Here is a 20,041-nt window from a genome sequence, read left to right as displayed (position 1 = left end):
CGGCCAGCGGAGCAGCGGATGAGCGACGTCGCCGAGAAGACCCGGCCCGGACCGACGGCCGGGGAGCCCGCGCCTCTCGGAGCCGCGGCGGCGATCCTGCGCGGCGACCACCGGCCCGACCTCATCCGCGACGAGGTCCTGGCCGAGATCTTCCTGCACGCGGCCGAGACCCGGCCCGATCATCCCTGCCTGGTCGACGGCGCCGGCGTCGGCGCCGGGGGCGTCCACCCGCACCTGACCTACGCGGAGGTCGCCGCCCGGGCCGGCCGGATCGCCGCTGGCCTCGCCCATCGCGGCATCGGGCTGGGTGACATCGTTGGCCTCTGGATGGCCCGTGGCCCGGACCTCCTCGTGGCGCAGATCGGCATCACGATGTCGGGCGCGGCCTGGCTGCCCTTCGACGCCGAGGCGCCGGCGGACCGGGTGGGCGTGTGCCTCGCCGACGCGGGCGCGAAGGCGCTGCTGGTCTCCCCGGCGCTCGCCGCGGCGGCGCCCGACGCCGCCCCGGCCCTGACGCCCGCCGATCTCGACTCCGGGACGCCCGCCGGCGCGCCGCTGCCCGATCCGCGCGCGGCCGGGCTGACACCCGAGCACCCCGCCTACCTGATCTACACCTCGGGCTCGACCGGCGTGCCCAAGGGCATCGTCATCAGCCACGCCAACATCTGCCACTTCCTGCGGTCCGGGAACGCCCTCTACGGGATGCGCGCCGACGACGTGGTCTTCCAGGGCGCCTCGGTGGCCTTCGATCTCTCGATGGAGGAGATCTGGGTGCCGTATCTCGTGGGCGCGACCCTGTTCGTGGCGAGCCCCGTCATGATGGGCGACCTGGAATCGCTCCCCGGCATCCTGGAGGCCGAGGGGATCACGGTGCTCGACACCGTCCCGACGCTCCTGGCGATGATCTCCGGCGACCTGCCGCGGGTGCGCCTCGTCCTGCTCGGCGGCGAGGCGCTGCCCGAGCCGCTGATCGCCCGCTGGGCGACCGGCGGCCGCCAGCTGTTCAACACCTACGGCCCGACGGAGGCCACCGTGGTGGCCACCGCGGCCGAGATGCGGCCCGGCGAGCCGGTGACCATCGGCGGCCCGATCCCGAACTACTCCGTCTACGTCGCTGGCGAGGATCTGACCCTGCTCGGCCGAGACCAGCAGGGCGAGCTGCTGATCGGTGGTCCCGGCGTGGCGCGGGGCTACCTCGCCCGTCCCGAGCTGACCGCGGAGAAATTCATCGCCAACCCGTTCGCGTCGGACGGGACCGACCCGGTGCTCTACCGCTCGGGCGACGCGGTCTCCCTCGACGCCGCCGGCCGGATCGTGTTCCACGGCCGGATCGACGACCAGGTGAAGATCCGCGGCTTCCGCGTGGAACTCGGCGAGATCGAGTCCCGGATCCGGGCGGTGCCCGACGTCAACCAGGCCGCCGTCGTGCTGCGGAACGACGACGGCGTCGACCGCCTCGTCGCCTTCCTGATCCCGGAGCGCGGCCGGTCCATCGACGCCGCCGCCCTGCGCCGGACCCTCGCCGGGCAGATGCCGCCCTACATGGTGCCCGGCCATTTCGAGGTGGCCGAGACTCTGCCCAGGCTCACGTCCGGCAAGGTCGACCGCAAGGCACTCAAGGTCGCCCCGCTCACGGTGGTCGCCGCTGACGGAGAGCAGGAGACGCCCGCCAACGAGACCGAGGCGGCCCTGGTCGCCGCGGCCAAGCAGATCTTCGGCAACCAGCCGATCGCCCTTGAGGGCGACTTCTTCGCCGATCTCGGCGGCCACTCGCTGCTCGCCGCGCGCTTCGTCTCGGCGGTGCGCGAGAACCCGCCGCTGGCCGGCATCACGCTGCCGGACGTCTACGCCCTGCGCACCGTGCGGGCGATGGCCGACGCGCTCATCGCCCGCACGGGCGGCATGGGCGCCGGGGCCGCGACCCGCGACCTGAGCTTCGCGCCGCCGCCGCTGCTGCGCCGGGCGCTGTGCGGCCTCGGGCAGCTCGTCGCGCTGCCCTTCGTGATCGCGCTGGCCACCGCGCAGTGGCTCGGCATGTTCGTGACCTACCTGCTGCTCACCGGCGGAGGCCTGAGCTTCTTCGCCGAACTCGGCGTGCTGCTCCTCGTCTACGTGGCGATCAACGGCGTGACCGCGGTCGCGGCGGTCGCCGGCAAGTGGCTGATCCTCGGCCGGACCAAGCCGGGCCGGTACCCGCTCTGGGGCACCTACTATTATCGCTGGTGGCTCGCGCAGCGACTGGCGCCCCTCGTCCACGTGAAGTGGCTCCAGGGCTCGCCCGCGATCGCCGTCTACCTCCGGCTGATGGGTGCGAAGGTCGGACGCGACACGCTCATCTCCGACATCGAGATCGGCGCGGCCGACCTCCTGACCATCGGGGACGGCGCGTCCCTGGGCGGCCGCCTCGTCATCGCCAACGCGGAAATCGTCGGCAACGAGCTGGTCATCGGCAGGGTCGAGATCGGCGCGGACGCGGCGGTCGGCACCTCCTGCGTGATCAGCCACGACGCGGTGATCGGGCCGCAGGCGGAGATCGCCGACCTCACCACGATCCCCACGGGCTCGCGGGTGGGCGCGGCCGAGCGGTGGGACGGCTCGCCCGGCCGCAAGGTCGGGATGGTCGACCCCGCGGAGCTGCCCCCCCCCGCCGAGGCCTCCTTCGCGCGCCGCGCGGCGTTCATGGCGGCCTACGTGGTGCTGCTCGGCGCGATCCCCGCGGTGGGTCTGCTGCCGATCTTCCCGGCCTTCTTCATCTTCGACCAGATCTCGGACTCGCTCTCCGACATCACCGACATCGACTACCACTGGTACCTGCCGATCCTCACCTGGCCGACCGCCATGCTGATGACCGCCGGCACGGTGCTGCTGATCGCCGGCATCCGCTGGGTGGTGCTGCCGCGGACCCGCTCCGGCACCTACTCGGTCCACTCGCTGTTCTACCTGCGGAAATGGTCGCTGGCGCTCGCCGTCGAGGTCACCCTGGAGACGCTCTCGTCGCTGTTCGCGACCGTCTACATGCGGGCCTGGTACCGGCTGATGGGCGCCAATATGGGCCACGGCGCCGAGATCTCGACCAACCTCGCGGGCCGCTACGACCTCGCCGAGGTCGGCGCGAAGAACTTCATCGCCGACGAGGTGGTGTACGGCGAGGAGGAGATCCGGCGCGGCTGGATGCACCTGGAGCCGGTGCGCACCGGCGCCCGGGTCTTCGTCGGCAATGACGCCGTTGTGCCGCCCGGCGCCGTCATCCCCGACGACGTTCTCATCGGCATCAAGTCGAAGCCGCCCGAGAACGCCGCGATGAGCCCCGGCGAGACGTGGTTCGGCTCGCCGCCGATCCGGCTGCCGGCCCGCCAGAAGGTCGATCTCGGCTCGACCGCCCAGACCTACGAGCCCGGCGCGTGGCCGAAGATCCGGCGCGGCGTCTTCGAGGCCTTCGCGACCTCGTTCTCGCCGATGCTCTACATCACCCTCGCGATCACGGCGATCGACTGGTACTTCTACCCGGCCATCCTGGAGCAGGACTGGTGGGGTCTGGCTTACAGCTTCGTCGGTGCGAGCGTCGCCATCGCGCTGATCCAGTCCTCGGCGGTCATCGCGATGAAGTGGCTGCTGATGGGCGTCTACAAGCCCGGCATGCAGCCGATGTGGTCGTGGTGGGCGATGCGCACCGAGGCGATCGCGGTGGCCTACTGGGGGCTCGCCGGCAAGGTGCTGCTCGAGCACCTCCAGGGCACGCCCTTCCTGCCCTGGGTGCTCCGGCTGTTCGGCGTGAAGGTCGGCAAGGGCGTCTGCATGCTCACCACCGACATCACCGAATTCGACTGCGTCACCATCGGCGACTACGCCACGATCAACCGCGTCTCGGCACTGCAGACGCACCTCTACGAGGACCGGATCATGAAGATCGGCCGCGTCGTCGTCGGGCGCGGCGTCTCGGTGGGTGCGTTCTCGACCGTGCTCTACGACACCAAGGTGGGCGATTTCGCCCGGCTGCGCCCGCTCACCATCGTCATGAAGGGCGAGTCGATCCCCGCCAACACCGAGTGGGAGGGCGCGCCCGCGGTCCCGGTGATCCACCGCGCCTGACGGGCGGGCCGCACCGCGCGTTCCGGCCCCGGCGTTCCGGGGCCGTGCGGGGGCGGGCCCGCGCCGAGGTCAGAGTCGGCGACCCTGCGGCACTCAGCACGGGAGACCCGGCAGGCTCCGGGACGAATATGCCGGTGTACTAGCACCCTCGTCCCGGTTGGCCGTTCTAATCTAGCTTACAGTGGCTTCCGGCAAGATAGAGCGATATACTCTGCCGGCTCGTATCGTTGCTCGGCCATAGTGCGACGCGGGGGCGGGGGCGGCTAACGTCCGGGTCGAGGATAGACAGGCGTCCGTGCAACTCGATCCCGCCACCCTGCTGGTCGTCAGCGCGGCGACGACCTTCCTGGTCGGCACGCTCTTCATGGCCTCGTGGCGGCAGGCGCCCGAATCCCGGGTGCTCGCCTACTGGGGCGCGGCGCATCTCGTGGGCGCGGCCGGATCGGCCGGCCTCGCGATGCGCAACCAGATCCCCGACCTGATCTCGGTGGGCTTGGCCAATGCCGTGGTGCTCGCCGCCTACGGCCTCATCTGGAGCGGCGTCCGCTCCTTCGAGCATCGGGAGCCGCGGGTGGGCATCGCCATGGCCGGCGCCCTCGGCTGGTGCGTCCTGTGCCTGATCCCGACCTTCTACGCGTCGATCGAGGCCCGCATCATCTACGCCTCGGGCACCGCGGCGCTCTATTGCTGCGCCGCGGCCGCGGAGATCTGGCGCGGTCGCGCCGAGCGGCTCGCCTCCCGGATCGCCGCCGCCATCATCCTGGGACTGCACGGCAGCTTCTACATCGTGCGGATCCCCGCGACGCTGGTGGCGCCCCCGCAGCCGGGTCTCAGCCCGCTCGCGTCGCACTGGGTGGCGATCCTGTGCTTCGTCACCCTGATGTTCTCGATCGCCTCGGCCTTCACCTTCATGGCGCTGGTCAAGGAGCGGGCCGAGCGGGAGCAGCGCATCGCTGCCTCCACCGACGCGCTGACGGGCGTGCGCAACCGCCGGGCCTTCGCCGGGGCCGCCGCGGACGCCATGGCGCGGCACGGCGACGCCGCCCTGCTGCTGTTCGACCTCGACCGGTTCAAGGCCGTCAACGACCGCTTCGGCCACGGCGTCGGCGACGCGGTCCTCGTCGGCTTCTGCACCATGGCGTCGACCCTGCTGCCGCGGGAGGCCCTGCTGGGCCGCCTCGGCGGTGAGGAGTTCGCGTGCCTCCTGCCGGACGTCTCGCCCGCCGAGGCCCTGGCCCGGGCCGAGGAGCTGCGCCAGACCTTCGCGCAACTCGCGGTTCCCGAGCTTCCGGCCTTGCGCGTCAGCGTCAGTATCGGGATCGCGCAGGCGCGCCCCGGCATCGCGTTCGACCTGCTGATGCAGCGGGCCGACGCCGCGCTCTACGCCGCCAAGAATGGCGGACGGGACCGGATCTCCGTGGCCGATCCGGCCGCCACCCGCGCGGCCTGAGGTCCTGCCGGGCCGGCTCACGCGAGGGCGCGCGCCGCCTCCGAGACCTTGCGCACCGAGGCGTCGACGACGCTCGCCGAGGAGGCGATCTCCGCCATGGCGGTGTGGATCGCCGCGACGCCCTGCGCCGCCGACTGCATGTTCTCGGTCATGTCGCGGGTCACCGCGGCCTGCTCGGTCACGGCCGACGAGACGCTGAGCGAGATCGCGCTGAGTTGCTCGATCGTGGCGCCGATCCCGTCGATCGCCGAGACGGCCCGGGAGGTCTCGGCCTGCACGGCGGCGATCTGGGTTCCGATCTCGCCGGTGGCCTTGGCGGTCTGCTCGGCGAGCGCCTTCACCTCGGCGGCGACGACCGCGAAGCCCTTGCCGGCCGCTCCGGCCCGGGCCGCCTCGATCGTGGCGTTCAGCGCCAGTAGGTTCGTCTGGTCGGCGATGGACCGGATCAGGCTCACCGCCGCCCCGATCCGGTCCGCGGCGCCGGTCAGCCCCACGACGATCGCCCCCGCCTCCTCGGCGCGGGAAACGACCAGATCGACGGAGGATTTCGCCTGCATCGCGTGACGGCTGAGTTCCTCGATCGAGGCGGCGAACTCCTCCGAACCCGCAGCGACCGCATCGACGTTGCGGCTTGTCCGGCTCGAGGCCTCCGCGGTCTCGTCCGCCTGCCGGACCACCCGGCTCATCGAATCGCGGATCGCCGCGATGTCGGCGTCGATCGCGCGCTGCCCCTCGGCCCGGCGCTGGCGGTCTTCGACCTGCCGGGTCACGTCGGTGGCGAACTTCACCACCGCGCAGGGCTTGCCGTCGGCGTCGAGGATCGGATTGTACGCGCCGAAGATCCAGACGGTGCGGCCGTCCTTCCCGACGCGCCGGAACTCGCCCGCCTGGTACTGGCCGTTGCCGAGCGCGGCCCAGAAAGCCGTGTAGTCCGGGCTGGCCGCCTCCGCCGGCGCCATGAACATGCGGTGATGCCGCCCGCGGATCTCCTCCAGCGTGTAGCCCATCGTGGACAGGAAGTTGCTGTTGGCATCCGTGATCGTCCCGTCGAGGGCGAAGCAGATCACCGCCTGCGAACGGTTGAGCGCTTCGACCTGACCGGCGTGGAGCGCGTTGCGGGCGCGTTCCGCGGTGATGTCGGTGGCGAGCTTGACGACCTTGGTGGGCTTGCCGCGGCGGTCGAGGATCGGGTTGTAAGAGCCCTGGATCCACACGGTCTGGCCGGCTTTCGTCACCCGCGGAAAGGCACGCGCCTCGTGCTGACCGGCGCGCAGCCGGTCCCAGAAGGCGCTGTAGTTCGGACCGGACCTGTCGGCCTCAGGCACGAACATTCTGTGATGCTGGCCCCGGACTTCGTCTAGCGTGTAGCCGACGAGGTCGAGGAACACGGCGTTCGCGTCGGTGACGGTGCCGTCGAGGTCGAATTCCACCCGCGCCATCGTCCGGTCGATCGCCGCGAGGAGGGCGTCGTCGCGTGAACCAAACATCGCCATCGGAGCCCGTGCCCGCCTGATCTGTAAAGTGCGGACGATCATGAGGAGACGCGCTTAAAAAACCGTCAATGGCGTGCTCTCGTCATGAAACGGGCTCAATGAGAGTGCGAGAAAGTTGTAGTAGAGCAGTTGATCGTCGCAAAATGCATTTATACAAACGAGAAAGATAACCGAGATATAAATCACTTTTGCGCCATTATCGGTCTTCGAGCCTATACATCGACCGATGGGCGTTCTCGACTGGTCATGGCTGGAGGCGGTCCGTCGGGTTGTTCGGCGCGCGGCCTGCGTTAGGAGGAGCGTAGAACGCCGGCGGTCCGAGACGATCGGGGCGGGGACAGCTCGCGACACGGCACTGCCTGGAGACCCGACATGGACGAGGCGACACGGATCGACCGCCTGGAGATGCGCCTGACCGAGCAGGACGCGACGATCGAGGATCTGAACCGGACCGTGACCGAGCAGTGGCGGGTGATCGACCGGCTCGTCCGGCAGCTCGACACGCTGCGGGAGCAGGTGGAGGAGGCGGCCGCCCGCGCGGCGCCGCGCGGGCCGGAACCGCCGCCGCCGCATTACTGAGGGGAGGGGCCGGCGCGCCGCGGCGCGCCGGCCGGCGCGTCAGAAATTCGCCTGCGTGACGAACTTGGTGACCAGGTAGGCGTCGAGGGCCTCCGGGCCGCCCTCGCTGCCGTAGCCCGAATCCTTGACGCCGCCGAACGGCGTCTCGGGCAGGGCGAGGCCGTGGTGGTTGATCGAGATCATGCCGCTCTCGACCGCGTTCGACACCCGCGCCGCGCGCTCGGCGGAGCGGGTGTAGGCGTAGGCCGCGAGCCCGTAGGGCAGGCGGTTGGCCTCGGTGAGCGCCTCCTCGTCGTCGGAGAACCGGTTGATCATCGCCAGGGGGCCGAAGGGCTCCTCGTTCATGATCCGGGCGGTCAGCGGCACCTCGGTGAAGACCGTCGGCTCGAAGAAATTGCCCTGGTTGCCGAGGCGCTTGCCGCCCGCCCGCAGCGTCGCGCCGCTGGACTCGGCGTCCGCCGCCAGCGCCGTGACGGCGTCGAGGCGCCGCCCGTGGACCAGCGGTCCCATCTTGGTCTCGGGATCGAGCCCGTCGCCGACCTTCACCGACTTGGCGAAGGTCGTGAAGCCCTCGACGAAGCGATCGAAGACCGAATCGTGCACGAGGAAGCGGGTCGGCGAGACGCAGACCTGGCCGGCATTGCGGAACTTCGAGGGGGCCAGGACGGCCACCGCCTTCTCCACGTCGGCGTCGCCGAACACGATCGCGGGGGCGTGGCCGCCGAGTTCCATCGTGGCGCGCTTCATGTGCTCGCCCGCGAGCGCCGCGAGCTTCTTGCCGACCACGGTCGAGCCGGTGAACGAGATCTTCCGGATGACCGGGTGCGGGATCAGGTAGGCCGAGATGGCTTCGGGATCGCCGTAGACCAGCGAGAGCGCGTCGCCCGGGATGCCCGCATCCAGGAAGGCGCGGACCAGGGCGGCGCAACTCGCCGGCGTGTCCTCCGGGCCCTTCAGGATCACCGTGCATCCGGTGCAGAGCGCCGCCGAGATCTTGCGGACCGCCTGATTGATCGGGAAGTTCCAGGGCGTGAAGCAGGCCACCGGCCCGACCGCCTCGCGGACCACCGCCTGCAGCACGCCGTCGGCGCGGCCCGGGATGACGCGGCCGTAGGCGCGCTTACCCTCCTCGGCGAACCAGTCGATGATGTCGGCCGCCGCCAGGGTCTCGACACGCGACTCGGCGAGCGGCTTGCCCTGCTCCAGCGTCATGATCCGGGCGATCTCGTCGACCCGGGCGCGCAGCAGGTCGGCCGCCTTGCGCATCACCTTGGCGCGCTCGAAGGGCGCGACTTTGCGCCAGGCCGGGAAGGCGCGGGCGGCGGCCGCCAGGGCCTCGTCGAGATCCGCCGTGGTGGCGACCGCGCACTGGCCGATCGTCTCGCCCGTGGCGGGGTTCAGGACGCCCAGGGTGTCCCGGTCGGCACCCGCGCGCCAGCGCCCGGCGATGTGAAGCTCGGTATCCGGATACATCGGTCGATTCCCGCTCGGCCGCACCATCGGCCGCAGGCGGAATGTGGCGATGTGGCGCGCCCCGGCAATCCCCGCGGCGGCATGGCTGGGGCCGTCTGTATTCAGGCGGCGGCGCGGGCGGGCTCCGGCGCCTCGACGAGCGTCGCGGTCCCGTGGCGGGCGCGCAGGGTCGCGCCCTTCGGGACCACCCGCCAGCCCTCGCGGCAGCCGTCGATCGGCTCCGACACCACCACGATGCCGCCCGGCCCCTCGCGATAGTACAGGCTCGGCGGCCGGCCGTCGCAGGCCCAGCGATAGGCGGTCAGCGTCTCGCCGTCCGTGAGCAGCGCGGTGAAGCGCAGCGGCTCGCAGACATTCGCCGACTCCATCAACTCGCGGACGGTCTTCAGCGTCCGCGCCATCGCGCCGACGGGGTCCGCCTCGAGGCCGTTGGCGAGCGCCAGGAGGAAGATCGCTTCCGAGTCGGTGCTGCCGCGGCGATGGTCGTAGTAGGAATCCGGGATCAGCGCCTCGAGGCGCCGCTTGATCCGGTGGTAGCCGCCGATCTGGCCGTTGTGCATGAACAGGTGGCGGCCGAACACGAAGGGGTGGCAGTTGGCCCGGGCGGTGGCCGTCCCGGTCGAGGCGCGCACGTGCGCGAAGAACGTCCGCGCCCGCACCTGCCCGCAGAGGTTCACGAGGTTCTCGTCCGACCACGCCGGGGAGATGTCGCGGTAGACACCCGGCTCGGGCCGCTCGGCGTACCAGCCGATGCCGAATCCGTCGCCGTTGGTCTCGGTCTTCCCCTCGTCGGCGTGCAGCGACTGGTGCACCAGCGAGTGGGTCGGCGCGCAGACGAGGTCGGAGAGGAAGACCGGCTCACCGCTGTAGGCGAGGAAACGGCACATGTCGGACGATGATCCTTCAGCTGTGGGCCGCGTTCGGTCCGGCGAGACGCCCCCGCGCGGGTGGGGACGTTCGGTCGCAGGACGTTAACAGTCGGTCCACTCCGGTGAACAGTTTCTTAACCGCCCGGAAACTGCGCCATTTTCGTGCGTTCCGCATGAAATTGGGGCCGTCTGTCCGCAGGGCAGGCATTCCCCGTCCGAGCGAGGCGACTCTTGTGAGCCGCCTCATGAAGGATCAGCATGGCCGAATCGGGGAATCAGAAGTTCGCCCTACAGGCGACCGCCCGACGCGGGGCAAGGCACCGGCATCAGGAGACTTTAATGGATCGCGCAACGCCCGATAGTTCCGCCCCCGTGGCGCTCGTCGTGGAGGACGACGCGGCTGTGCGCGATCTCGCGACGGCGGTGCTCGAGGAGACAGACCTCGGCGTGATCGCCTGCGAGAGCGCGGAGGCGGCGCTCTCGGTGCTGGAGCGCGCGGACGTGACGGTGGCGCTTCTCTTCGCCGACGTGCGCCTGCCCGGTGCCATGGACGGGGTGTCGCTCGCCCAGGCGGTGAAGCGGCGCTGGCCGGACGTGCGCGTGGTCGTCACCTCCGGCGCGAGCCGGGACGCGCGGCTCCCGGACCAGGCGGTCTACATGCAGAAGCCCTGGCGGGCCCTCGACGTGCTGGTCCAGGCCGAGCACGCCACCATGGCGGCCAAGGCGGCCTGAGCTGGCGGCCCGAGCGCGCGCCGGCCGACCCCCTTCACGTCATCGCGAGCGCTGCGACCCGGATCGCCGCCCGGCTGCGGCGCCGGGACCTCGAGCTGTTCCAGCTCGTGTCGCAGCGGGTCGGAAGGGCGACCCGGTTCGAGACAGCCGCGCCATGCCCCCTCTTCCGTGCGGGAGAGGGGGCATGGCGCCACACGCGGCTCGCGCGACCGGGCGCCTCCATCCGGCCGCGACGCAACCCAAAGAAAAAGCCCGGCCTGCGCGCGCAGGCCGGGCTTTCTCGTGACCGGAGAGATGTCGCTCAGGCGGCGGGGGCCGGGCTGACCGGGGTCTGGCCGGCGGCGTTGCCACCCTGGCCCTGCGCGGCGGACGGCGACGGGAAGCCGGGACGGCGGCCGCCGGCGGGGAAGCGGGGCTTCGGCTTCGGCGCGGCGATCAGGCCCTCGCGGATCGCGGTCTTGCGGGCCTGCTTGCGGGCGCGGCGGACGGCCTCGGCCTTCTCGCGAGCCTTGCGCACGGACGGCTTCTCATAAGCCTTGCGCTGCTTCATCTCGCGGAAGATGCCCTCGCGCTGCATCTTCTTCTTGAGGACGCGGAGCGCTTGATCGACGTTGTTGTCGCGAACGAGTACCTGCAACGGACTTGATCCTCTGGACCTGGATATCTGGGTTCACGTGGCCCGCCGCCGATCTGGAAACCGGCAACGTCCCTCGCCCGGTGAGAACCCGGGAGGGACGGGAACGTCGGTTTCCGAATCGGCGTGGAGCTCACGCCTTGACGGGGCTATTACACCAAGCGCGCACCAGTTCCAACCTGTCCGCGCGATCCATCTGCGCCTGCGCCGTGCTAGGTTGCGCGGATGAGACACGACGACTCGCAGCAATTCGCCAGCGACAACTATTCCGGCATCTGCCCGGAGGCCTGGACGGCGATGGAGGCGGCCAATCGCGGCCACGCCCCGGCCTACGGCGAGGACGCCTGGACCGCCCGGGCGGCCGACGCGTTCCGGGACCTGTTCGAGACCCCGTGCGAGGTGTTCTTCGCCTTCAACGGCACGGCCGCCAACGCGCTGGCCCTGGCGGCGCTGTGCCAGTCCTACCACAGCGTGATCTGCGCCGACTCGGCCCATGTCGAGACCGACGAGTGCGGCGCGCCGGAATTCTTCTCGAACGGCTCGAAACTGCTGACCGTCCGGACGGAGGGCGGCAAGCTCACGCCGGAGGCGATCCGCGGGCTCGCCCAGAACCGCAGCGACATCCACTTCCCGCGGCCGCGCGTGGTGACGATCACGCAGCCCACCGAGACCGGGCAGGTCTACAGCCTCGCCGAGCTGCGGGCCCTGTCGGCGACCTGCCGGGAGCTGGGCCTCGCCCTGCACATGGACGGGTCGCGCTTCGCCAACGCCTGCGCGAGTCTCGGCTGCAGCCCGGCCGACATGACGTGGCGGTCGGGCATCGACGTGCTGTGCTTCGGCGGGACCAAGAACGGCATGCATGCCGGCGAGGCGGTGGTGTTCTTCGACGCCGCGCTCGCCGAGGATTTCGGCTACCGCTGCAAGCAGGCCGGACAGCTGGCCTCGAAGATGCGCTTCCTCGCGGCGCCCTGGGTCGGCATGCTGGAGAGCGGCGCGTGGCTCAGGAACGCGGCCCACGGCAATGCCTGCGCCCGGCGCTTCGCCGAGGCGGTCGCCGGTCTGCCGGGCGTGCGGGCGCTGTTTCCCATCGAGGCGAACGCGGTCTTCCTGACGATGCCCGCGGCCACGATGGAGGGCCTGCGCGCCCGGGGCTGGCGATTCTACACCTTCATCGGCGGAGGCGCGCGCTTCATGTTCGCCTGGGATGCCCGGCCCGAGCGGGTCGACGAGCTGGTCGGCGACCTGCGCGCGCTGGCGGCCGCGGCGGCCTGATCCGCTGGACACAGCGGTTCGGAGCCGCACCGGAGGTGTTTCGCGCGCCGGTGCCGAGTTTCCCTGAGCGGTGTGAGTACGCTGGCGCGACGTGCGCACGCGCGTCCTTGCGAGCGCAGCGAAGCAACCCAGCGTCGCGCGACGCCGGCCGATGTCGTGCCGCCCTAAGTTGCTTCGCTGCGCTCGCGATGACGGAGAGATCGGAAACCCGGGCTCGGGAAGAATGGAACCGCGCGAGGCCGCGGCTCGCCCCCTACAGCAGCGCCAGATCCGCCGGGTCCGCGCTCGGGAAGACCCGCCGCAGGCTCGCCGGGTCGAGCCCGTAGAGCCGCCGGATCAGGCCGCCCAGCAGCCCGCGATAGTCGGTGAGTACGGGATAGTCCCGGTTCTGGAACAGGTGCGCCTCGTCGGTCCGCACCTGCGGCCCCGCGATCCGGCCGCCGCGCACCCCGCCGCCGAGGATCCAGTAGACGCTGCCGTGCCCGTGATCGGTGCCGCGGCTGCCGTTCTCCCGGAAGGTGCGCCCGAACTCCGACAGCACGACCACCACCGTGTCGGACCAGCCCGGCCCGATCTCCTCGGCGAAGCCCGCGAGGCCGCGCCCCAGCTCGCCGAGCCGGTCGGCGAGGTAGCCGGTGCCGGCGCCCTGGTTCACGTGCGTGTCCCAGCCGCCGACATCCACGAAGCCGAGGTTGAAATTCTCGCGCATCAGGCGGCCGATCCGCCGGGCCGACAGCTCGAAGCCCTTGGGCGAGACCGCCCCGCGGTCGGCCTGGCCGGCATGGTCCGAGATCGTGTGGTAGACCGCGTCGCGCACCCGGAACCCCTCGGTCACGGCGGCGGCCAGCTTGGTGTCGCTGTACATGGCGGCGATCAGGCGGGCCTGCCGGTCGTCGATGCCGGGCTTGCCGACGCCGTTGATGGCGATGTTGGGCACCGTCTCGCCGCCCCGGAAGATCAGCGGCATCTGGTCGGTGAAGGCGATCGGCCGGACCCGCGTCAGCTCCGCGGCGAGCCGGGCCATGAAGCCGGAATTGTAGTCGCGGGCGACCCCGACAGTCTGGCCCATCTCGATCGTGTCCTGCGTCTCGAAATGGCTCCGGGTCAGGTCGTCGGTGCCGGCGAACGGCACGAAGGCGGCCTGGCCCCTGGCGTAGAGCGGCAGGAGCGTCTCGCGCAGCGCCGGGTGCAGGCTCCAGTCGGCGTCGAGCGCCAGCGCCGCCCTCGGGTCCGACGCGTCGGGCTTGGCGATCGCGAGGTTCGGCCGCGACCGGTAGTAGAAGTCGCTGCCGGTCGGGATCACCACGTTGGCGGCGTCGTAGGCGCCGCGCAGGAACACCACGAGGAGGCGCGCGTCGGTCTTCGGGGCGGCCCAGACGCGGCCGGCCACCGTCGACAGGCCGAGGGCCGCGGCGGCGCGGATCAGGTCGCGACGGGTCATCGCATGAACTCCGGCGAGGCGAGGTAGAGGGTGTTCCAGTCCTGCGGCGAGACGGCCTGTGCGAGGGCCGCCCGCGTCGCCGCCGACAGGGTGCCGGACAACGCCGCGAAGTAGAGCCCGTTGGCGAGCACCGGGAAGGCCGGTTCCTCGGGCTGATCGGGCAGCGCCGGCTTGAACAGGCCGGCCGAGCCGGACCCGATCTGCCGGGCGATCTCGAACCGCGTCGCGAGCTGCCCGGGCCCGCTCCAGGCGGCCGCGTCGAGGGGGTAGCCGTCCGGCGTCGAGCGGTTGAACAGGCCCTCGCCGAGGCGGTTCAGCCAGCCGAGCACCGGGCCGGCGTTGCGGATGACTCGCGCGTCGTAGGCCATGCGCAGGGCCGATAAGACGTAGCGGACCGGGTCCTTGAAGGCGCCGCCGCGCTCGGCCGTGAAGGCTGGCTCGCGCACCAGCGCCTCCATCACCGCGGCGATGTCGCCGTCGGTCCGCGTGAAGACGGCGGCGAGCCGGGCGACGAGGGCGTCGTCGGGCGGCTGGCCGAGGAAGTAGGTTGCCAGCGCCCGGGAGACGCTGGTGGCGGTGGCGGGGTTGCGGGCGATCAGGTCGACCGCCTCCTCGACCTCGGGCCAGCCGCGCCCCCGGATGCGCGTGCCGAGGAAGACCTTGTCGCCGTAATCGTGCCGGTTCGGGTTGAACTCGAACAGGCCGTCCCGGCGGAAGTCGGCGGCGCGCTCGGGGCGGAGCTTCGGGTTCTCGGGCTTCAGGTCGATACCGACCCCGCTCAGGATCCGGGCCAGCGCCTCCACGTCACCCTGCGTGTAGCCGGAGCCGACACCCATCGTGTGCAACTCCATGATCTCCCGGGCGTAGTTCTCGTTCGGGCGGCCGGCGGCGTTGGCGTCGTTGTCGAGGTAGCGCAGCATCGCCGGGTGGCGCAGGCTCGCCATCAGCAGGTCGCGGAAGCGCCCGAGCACGTGCGGGCGGATCGCCGTCTCGACGTAGTCGCCCACGGCGGCGCGCAGCGTCGACTTTCCCTGGTGGACGTTGAGCCGGTTGAACCAGAACCACGTCAGGCGCTCGCGCAGCTGGTCGGGGCTGTAGAGCGCCCGCAGCACCCAGACCGAGGCGGCGTTCCGCGCGGCCGTGTTGAGCGCCGCCTGGAAAGCCTGCTGCGCAACTTTCTTGGCCTCGGGATCGGCGATGTCCTTCGCCGCCTTGGCCTGCGCGTCCAGGGCCTGGGCCCGCTCGAACAGGCTGCCCGCCGGGGTCAGCGCGTCGACCTGCGCCTGGGCCTCGGGGGGCAGGCGCATTTCGGCGGGCGGGTGAAGCTGATCGTGCAGCCAGCGCGCCCGCCCTTCCGCTGTGAGCTGCGCGAAGGCCGAGGGCGTGGCGCCCCAGGTCAGGGCATCGAGGAAGGCGGCGTCGGCCGCTGCGGCGCGCTGCTGTGCCTCGGCCGCGCGGGGCCCGGGACCCGCGGCGGCGAGCAGCAGGACGGTGACCAGACAACAGCGTGCTGCGGCGCGCGACATCGGGGCCTCGCGAAGCGTGGATCGACCGGGGAAGCGTGGTGTCGCGCCCCTGTACGGTGCCTGAAAGGCGGCCCCATTCTGCCGCCGTCTTTGCCAATATCGGGGCTTGCCGCTACACGATCCCGAGACCGCGCGAGTGCCGCGCCGCGCACCACCACGTTCCGCCGACCCAGGGCGTTCGCTCCATGCTGATGCAGACCAAGACCGAGGCGAGGCCGGCCGATCCGGTGTCGCGGCGGCGCACCTTCGCGATCATCTCCCACCCCGACGCGGGCAAGACCACGCTCACAGAGAAGCTTCTGCTGTTCGGGGGCGCGATCCAGCTCGCCGGCGAGGTGAAGGCCAAGCGCAACCGGGTCTCGACCCGCTCCGACTGGATGGGCATCGAGAAGGAGCGCGGCATCTCGGTGGTCACCTCGGTGATGACCTTCGAGTACGGCGACTGCGTCTTCAACCTCCTCGACACGCCCGGCCACGAGGACTTCTCCGAGGACACCTATCGGACGCTGACGGCGGTCGATTCGGCCGTCATGGTGATCGACGCCGCGAAGGGCATCGAGGCGCGCACGCGCAAGCTGTTCGAGGTCTGCCGCCTGCGCGACATCCCGATCGTCACGTTCGTCAACAAGCTCGACCGCGAGGCGCGCGACCCGTTCGAACTGCTCGACGAGATCGAGAAGACGCTGGCGCTGGACGTCGCCCCGGTCACGTGGCCGATCGGTACGGGCCGCAACTTCTCCGGTACTTACGAGCTCGGCGGCAACCGTGTCCGCCGCCTCGACGCCGCCGAGGATGCGGGGATGGTCGCGGTGTCCGGCCCGGACGACAAGCTGTTCGACGAATTGCTCACCGAGGACGGCGCCGCCGACGCGTGGCGCGAGGAGGTCGAACTCGCCGAGGGCGGCCTGAAGCCGTTCGACCTCGACGCGTTCCGCGAGGGTCACCTGACGCCGGTCTTCTTCGGCTCGGCGCTGCGCAATTTCGGCGTGCGCGACCTCATCGACGGCTTGGCCAAGGTGGCGCCGCCGCCGCGGGGCCAGGACGCTGACAAGCGCCTCGTCGAGCCGACCGAGCCGCGGATGACCGGCTTCGTGTTCAAGATCCAGGCGAACATGGACCCGAACCACCGGGACCGGATCGCCTTCATGCGGGTCTGCTCGGGCAAGCTCAACCGGGGCATGAAGGCCCGGCTGGTGCGCACCGGCAAGCCGATCTCGCTCTCGGCGCCGCAATTCTTCTTCGCCCAGGACCGTGCCATCGCCGACGAGGCCTACGCGGGCGACGTGGTCGGCATCCCGAACCACGGCACGCTGCGGATCGGCGACACGCTCACCGAGGGCGAGGACATCGTGTTCCGCGGGGTGCCCAGCTTCGCGCCGGAGATCCTGCGCCGGATCAAGCTGACCGACGCCATGAAGGCCAAGAAGCTGCGCGAAGCGCTCCAGCAGATGGGCGAGGAGGGCGTCGTCCAGGTGTTCGTGCCGCAGGACGGCAGCCAGGCGATCGTCGGCGTGGTCGGCGCGCTGCAGCTCGACGTGCTGAAGGAGCGGCTCCAGGCCGAGTACGGCCTGCCGGTGGATTACGAGACCTCGCGATTCTCGGTCTGCCGCTGGGTGTCGTCCGATTCGGAGGCCGAGCTCGACAAGTTCATCGACTCGCACGGCTCGGCCATGGCCAAGGACCTCGACGGCGCCCCGGTCTTCATGGCGACCACGGCCTTCTCGCTCCGCTACGAGGAGGAGCGCTACCCGGCCGTGCGCTTCACCGACGTGAAGGATTACCAGAAGCGGGCGGCGTGACGCGCTTCGGCGGCGCCTCCGCGTCGCCGGGCCCGCGAGGGGTGCGCGGCGTCAGAACTTGCCGAGCATCGGGAATTCGACGCTCAGGGTCGATTCGGACGCGATCGGCGCCTCGCGCTTGCGCGGCTTGCGGTTGAGGACCTGCTTCAGCTTGGTCTTCAGCACCGCCATGTCGAACGGCTTGAGGATGAAGGCGTCCGCGCCCGCCTGGTGGGCGAGGTTGATGTCCTCGAAGTCGAAGGACGACTCGGTGAGCATGAAGGGCGTGTTCATCAGCGCGTCGTCGGCGCGGATCTCACGCAGCAGGGTGAGCCCGTCCATGGGCTCCATGTCGAGATCGGAGATCACCAGGGCGTAGCGGCGCTGCCGCATCCGCTCCAGCGCCTCGGGCGCGTTGGTGACGCCCTCGACATCCGGGAAGCCGATGCGGGTCATCAGCATCACGATCAGCCGCAGAAGCTTCTCCTGATCGTCGACGATGAGAATCGGGGGCGTATCGCTCTCGGACATCGGCGGCTCAGATGAAGAGGTGGTCGATGCCCTGACGGGACATCGCGTCGGACTGCAGCGACAGGCACAGCCCGTGTATCGCGGACGCCTTCGGCGTTCCGCGCTGGAGCATCGGGAGCAGGTTGGCCTTGGCGAACAGGGTGTCGTTCCCGGCCGTGCGCTGCGCGCTCTTGAACGAGTGGACGAACTCGCGCTTGGTGATCTCCCGCCACTCGCTGATCTGGACCTCGCGGTGGCGGCTGTCGGCACTCACCCGGTCGAAGGTCTCGTGCACGGATGTGCGCTCGCCCTCGATGACCTGGCAGGCGAAGTTGCCCTCGATGACCAGAAAGCTCGTGATCACCGCGAACTCGTTCTTCTTCTGAGCGATGCGGCCGATATCGCTGATCTGCTCGGACCTCTTCGCCGCGTCCGACGACAGGTTGAGACGCGAGAAGTAGATGATGTGGACGAGGCTTGTCCGTTTCGCCCGCATGATCCCGAGATCCGCAATCCGTACCCGTTCAGCGCTTCCGGACAGGACGCACCGCGCGTGGCCCCGGCCCGGCGGCATCTTCGCGCGTGTCGAATAACACCGCGTAAACGCGGCGGACGGGACTTCCGGTCCGGATCTCCGCCCCTGCGGAACCGACCCGGCAGGATCTGCCGGGCGCGCGGCCATGACCGGTCAACCCTGCCGGGTCGTCGACAATCCGGTCCAGGATTCTCAAGCACTTAGCCCTGGCACGCCGGTTGCGGCCGGTCCGGCCTGCGGGCCAGTGCGGCGCGCATCGGGGTCGTTCGCCATGGATCTTTTCACCGCCCTGCAGACCTCGGTCTCCGGACTCCAGGCGCAGTCCTACGCCATCAGCAACATCTCCGGGAACATCGCGAACTCGCAGACGACCGGCTACAAGCGCATCGACACCAGCTTCGTCGACCTGATGTCCGAGAAGACGCCGGGCCGCGAGGTCGCGGGTTCGGTGCTGCCCCAGTCGCAGCTCACCAACACCCTGGCCGGCAACGTGGTGTCGTCGAGCGTGCCCACCAACATGGCCATCAACGGCCAGGGCTTCTTCACCGTCGTGCAGAAGACCGGCGACGCGAACGGCGCCACATCCTTCGGCGGCACGAGCCTGTACACGCGCCGGGGCGATTTCGCCCAGGACAAGGACGGCTATCTGGTCAACGGCGCCGGCGGATACCTGACCGGATCCAACCTCGATCCGATCACCGGTCAGACGACCAGCATCGGTCCGATCAAGATCGGCAACTCGGCGCTGCCGGCGCAGGCCACCACGACGATCACCTACGCCGCCAACCTGCCCTCGACGCCGAGCACGTCGGCCTCGGCGACGTCGGGATCCGATCTCTACAATCAGAATACCGCAGCGGTCGTGACCTCCGGATCGGGGCAGACCGGCGTCAAGGTCGATTCGACCCAGACCGGTGCCGTCTCGACCTTCATGAGCAACAGCATCGCCGGCCCGTCGCTGCCGGTCTACACGTCGACCGGCGCGCCGCTCACGCTGACGACCCGCTGGGCCAAGGTCCAGGACGCGACGACCACGCCGGCTCAGCCGGCCGTGTGGAACCTGTACTACTCCACCAACCCGAGCGCCCTCACCACGTCCGACTGGAACAACGTGGGCACGGCCTTCACCTTCGACTCCACCGGGAAGCTCACCTCGCCCTCGACGAACCCGATCCCGCTGGGGCCGATCACCATGGGTGACTACACGTTCCCCAGCCTCAACATGAACCTCAGCGCCTCAGGCCTGACGCAGTATGCCGACACGACCGGTGCGGCGACGACCAACGCGCTGACGCAGAACGGCAACAGCTCCGGGACGCTCACGAGCGTGGCCGTCGGTCCGGACGGCAAGGTCAACGGCACCTTCTCCAACGGTTCGGTCGTGGCTCTCGCCTCGGTCGGCGTCGTCCAGTTCGCGAATGCCGACGGCTTGAAGGCCGATACGAACGGGAACTATCTCCAGACGGTCGATTCGGGGCCTCCGCTCGCGGGCCTCAACGGCAGCACGATCTCGGGCGCGAGCAACGAGCAATCGAACACCGACATTGCGACCGAATTCTCTAAGATGATCGTAACCCAGCAGGCTTACTCTGCGAACACGCGCGTCATGTCGACGGCCCAGACGATGATGTCTGATCTGCTCAACGTGATCCGCTGAGTG

Annotated in this window: 15 protein-coding genes; 7 read left to right on the top strand and 8 right to left on the bottom strand. The window is 70.4% G+C overall.

Going from position 1 to position 20,041, the window contains the following annotated elements; translation table 11 throughout:
• The first annotated feature begins 18 nt into the window (after positions 1–18).
• Both ACLBX8_RS04780 and ACLBX8_RS04775 read left to right on the top strand, forming a co-directional pair.
• Positions 19–4,089: a Pls/PosA family non-ribosomal peptide synthetase gene (locus tag ACLBX8_RS04780; protein WP_447698468.1), complete on the top strand. Its 4,071-nt coding sequence runs from the start codon at positions 19–21 to the stop codon at positions 4,087–4,089.
• A 295-nt stretch (positions 4,090–4,384) separates the two neighbouring features.
• A complete protein-coding gene (locus tag ACLBX8_RS04775) occupies positions 4,385–5,539 on the top strand; it encodes a diguanylate cyclase domain-containing protein (RefSeq protein ID WP_447698469.1) in 1,155 nt (384 codons plus the stop codon).
• Between the two features lie 17 nt (positions 5,540–5,556).
• Here the strand turns inward: ACLBX8_RS04775 and ACLBX8_RS04770 are convergent, their stop codons facing one another.
• Positions 5,557–7,032 carry a methyl-accepting chemotaxis protein gene (locus ACLBX8_RS04770; RefSeq protein ID WP_447698470.1) on the bottom strand — a complete coding sequence of 492 codons (1,476 nt, stop codon included), beginning with the start codon at positions 7,030–7,032 and terminating at the stop codon, positions 5,557–5,559.
• A gap of 372 nt (positions 7,033–7,404) precedes the next feature.
• Here ACLBX8_RS04770 and ACLBX8_RS04765 point away from each other — a divergent pair, with 372 nt between their 5' ends.
• Complete coding sequence (locus tag ACLBX8_RS04765) at positions 7,405–7,611, top strand: SlyX family protein (protein WP_447698471.1); 207 nt, start codon at positions 7,405–7,407, stop codon at positions 7,609–7,611.
• Between the two features lie 39 nt (positions 7,612–7,650).
• Here ACLBX8_RS04765 and ACLBX8_RS04760 read toward each other — a convergent pair whose 3' ends face one another.
• Both ACLBX8_RS04760 and ACLBX8_RS04755 read right to left on the bottom strand, forming a co-directional pair.
• The gene (locus ACLBX8_RS04760; RefSeq protein ID WP_447698472.1) at positions 7,651–9,084 is read right to left on the bottom strand and encodes an NAD-dependent succinate-semialdehyde dehydrogenase; all 1,434 of its coding nucleotides are present in this window, start codon (positions 9,082–9,084) and stop codon (positions 7,651–7,653) included.
• Positions 9,085–9,185: 101 nt separating this feature from the next.
• Positions 9,186–9,971, bottom strand: a complete 786-nt coding sequence (locus tag ACLBX8_RS04755; protein WP_020092942.1) for a class II glutamine amidotransferase — start codon at positions 9,969–9,971, stop codon at positions 9,186–9,188.
• 321 nt (positions 9,972–10,292) lie between these two features.
• Here ACLBX8_RS04755 and ACLBX8_RS04750 point away from each other — a divergent pair, with 321 nt between their 5' ends.
• On the top strand, positions 10,293–10,685 hold the full coding sequence (locus ACLBX8_RS04750) for a response regulator (RefSeq protein WP_012322423.1): 393 nt from the start codon (positions 10,293–10,295) through the stop codon (positions 10,683–10,685).
• A gap of 301 nt (positions 10,686–10,986) precedes the next feature.
• On the opposite strand, the gene rpsU is transcribed toward ACLBX8_RS04750, so the two are convergent.
• On the bottom strand, positions 10,987–11,322 hold the full coding sequence (gene rpsU, locus ACLBX8_RS04745; RefSeq protein WP_012322424.1) for a 30S ribosomal protein S21: 336 nt from the start codon (positions 11,320–11,322) through the stop codon (positions 10,987–10,989).
• Positions 11,323–11,544: 222 nt separating this feature from the next.
• Between rpsU and ACLBX8_RS04740 the strand changes: the two genes are divergently transcribed.
• Positions 11,545–12,591: a threonine aldolase family protein gene (locus ACLBX8_RS04740; protein ID WP_447714669.1), complete on the top strand. Its 1,047-nt coding sequence runs from the start codon at positions 11,545–11,547 to the stop codon at positions 12,589–12,591.
• A gap of 253 nt (positions 12,592–12,844) precedes the next feature.
• On the opposite strand, the gene ACLBX8_RS04735 is transcribed toward ACLBX8_RS04740, so the two are convergent.
• Positions 12,845–14,032 (bottom strand): DUF1501 domain-containing protein, encoded by a 1,188-nt coding sequence (locus ACLBX8_RS04735; protein WP_447698473.1) that lies wholly within the window; start codon positions 14,030–14,032, stop codon positions 12,845–12,847.
• Positions 14,029–15,558 carry a DUF1800 domain-containing protein gene (locus ACLBX8_RS04730; protein WP_447698474.1) on the bottom strand — a complete coding sequence of 510 codons (1,530 nt, stop codon included), beginning with the start codon at positions 15,556–15,558 and terminating at the stop codon, positions 14,029–14,031. Before ACLBX8_RS04730 ends, ACLBX8_RS04735 begins: the two co-directional genes overlap by 4 nt.
• 185 nt (positions 15,559–15,743) lie before the next feature.
• Here ACLBX8_RS04730 and ACLBX8_RS04725 point away from each other — a divergent pair, with 185 nt between their 5' ends.
• Complete coding sequence (locus ACLBX8_RS04725) at positions 15,744–17,357, top strand: peptide chain release factor 3 (RefSeq protein ID WP_020092937.1); 1,614 nt, start codon at positions 15,744–15,746, stop codon at positions 17,355–17,357.
• A 51-nt stretch (positions 17,358–17,408) separates the two neighbouring features.
• Here the strand turns inward: ACLBX8_RS04725 and ACLBX8_RS04720 are convergent, their stop codons facing one another.
• Complete coding sequence (locus ACLBX8_RS04720; RefSeq protein ID WP_020092936.1) at positions 17,409–17,867, bottom strand: response regulator; 459 nt, start codon at positions 17,865–17,867, stop codon at positions 17,409–17,411.
• A gap of 7 nt (positions 17,868–17,874) precedes the next feature.
• A complete protein-coding gene (locus ACLBX8_RS04715) occupies positions 17,875–18,342 on the bottom strand; it encodes a BLUF domain-containing protein (RefSeq protein WP_020092935.1) in 468 nt (155 codons plus the stop codon).
• 310 nt (positions 18,343–18,652) lie between these two features.
• Between ACLBX8_RS04715 and ACLBX8_RS04710 the strand changes: the two genes are divergently transcribed.
• Positions 18,653–20,038 carry a flagellar hook protein FlgE gene (locus ACLBX8_RS04710; protein ID WP_020092934.1) on the top strand — a complete coding sequence of 462 codons (1,386 nt, stop codon included), beginning with the start codon at positions 18,653–18,655 and terminating at the stop codon, positions 20,036–20,038.
• The last annotated feature ends 3 nt before the right edge of the window (positions 20,039–20,041 follow it).

This window comes from Methylobacterium sp. D48H (genome assembly GCF_053345715.1).
The sequence above is the reverse complement of the archived record's forward strand: the minus strand, read 5'-3'. Positions and strand labels throughout refer to the sequence as shown.

Excerpts from the sequence above, each read along its gene's own strand:
- ACLBX8_RS04780 (WP_447698468.1), top strand. The coding sequence starts at position 19 with ATGAGCGACGTCGCCGAGAAGACCCGGCCCGGACCGACGGCCGGGGAG.
- ACLBX8_RS04770 (WP_447698470.1), bottom strand. The coding sequence starts at position 7,032 with ATGGCGATGTTTGGTTCACGCGACGACGCCCTCCTCGCGGCGATCGAC.
- ACLBX8_RS04765 (WP_447698471.1), top strand. The coding sequence starts at position 7,405 with ATGGACGAGGCGACACGGATCGACCGCCTGGAGATGCGCCTGACCGAG.
- ACLBX8_RS04760 (WP_447698472.1), bottom strand. The coding sequence starts at position 9,084 with ATGTATCCGGATACCGAGCTTCACATCGCCGGGCGCTGGCGCGCGGGT.
- ACLBX8_RS04755 (WP_020092942.1), bottom strand. The coding sequence starts at position 9,971 with ATGTGCCGTTTCCTCGCCTACAGCGGTGAGCCGGTCTTCCTCTCCGAC.
- ACLBX8_RS04750 (WP_012322423.1), top strand. The coding sequence starts at position 10,293 with ATGGATCGCGCAACGCCCGATAGTTCCGCCCCCGTGGCGCTCGTCGTG.
- ACLBX8_RS04740 (WP_447714669.1), top strand. The coding sequence starts at position 11,545 with ATGAGACACGACGACTCGCAGCAATTCGCCAGCGACAACTATTCCGGC.
- ACLBX8_RS04735 (WP_447698473.1), bottom strand. The coding sequence starts at position 14,032 with ATGACCCGTCGCGACCTGATCCGCGCCGCCGCGGCCCTCGGCCTGTCG.
- ACLBX8_RS04730 (WP_447698474.1), bottom strand. The coding sequence starts at position 15,558 with ATGTCGCGCGCCGCAGCACGCTGTTGTCTGGTCACCGTCCTGCTGCTC.
- ACLBX8_RS04725 (WP_020092937.1), top strand. The coding sequence starts at position 15,744 with ATGCTGATGCAGACCAAGACCGAGGCGAGGCCGGCCGATCCGGTGTCG.
- ACLBX8_RS04720 (WP_020092936.1), bottom strand. The coding sequence starts at position 17,867 with ATGTCCGAGAGCGATACGCCCCCGATTCTCATCGTCGACGATCAGGAG.
- ACLBX8_RS04715 (WP_020092935.1), bottom strand. The coding sequence starts at position 18,342 with ATGCGGGCGAAACGGACAAGCCTCGTCCACATCATCTACTTCTCGCGT.
- ACLBX8_RS04710 (WP_020092934.1), top strand. The coding sequence starts at position 18,653 with ATGGATCTTTTCACCGCCCTGCAGACCTCGGTCTCCGGACTCCAGGCG.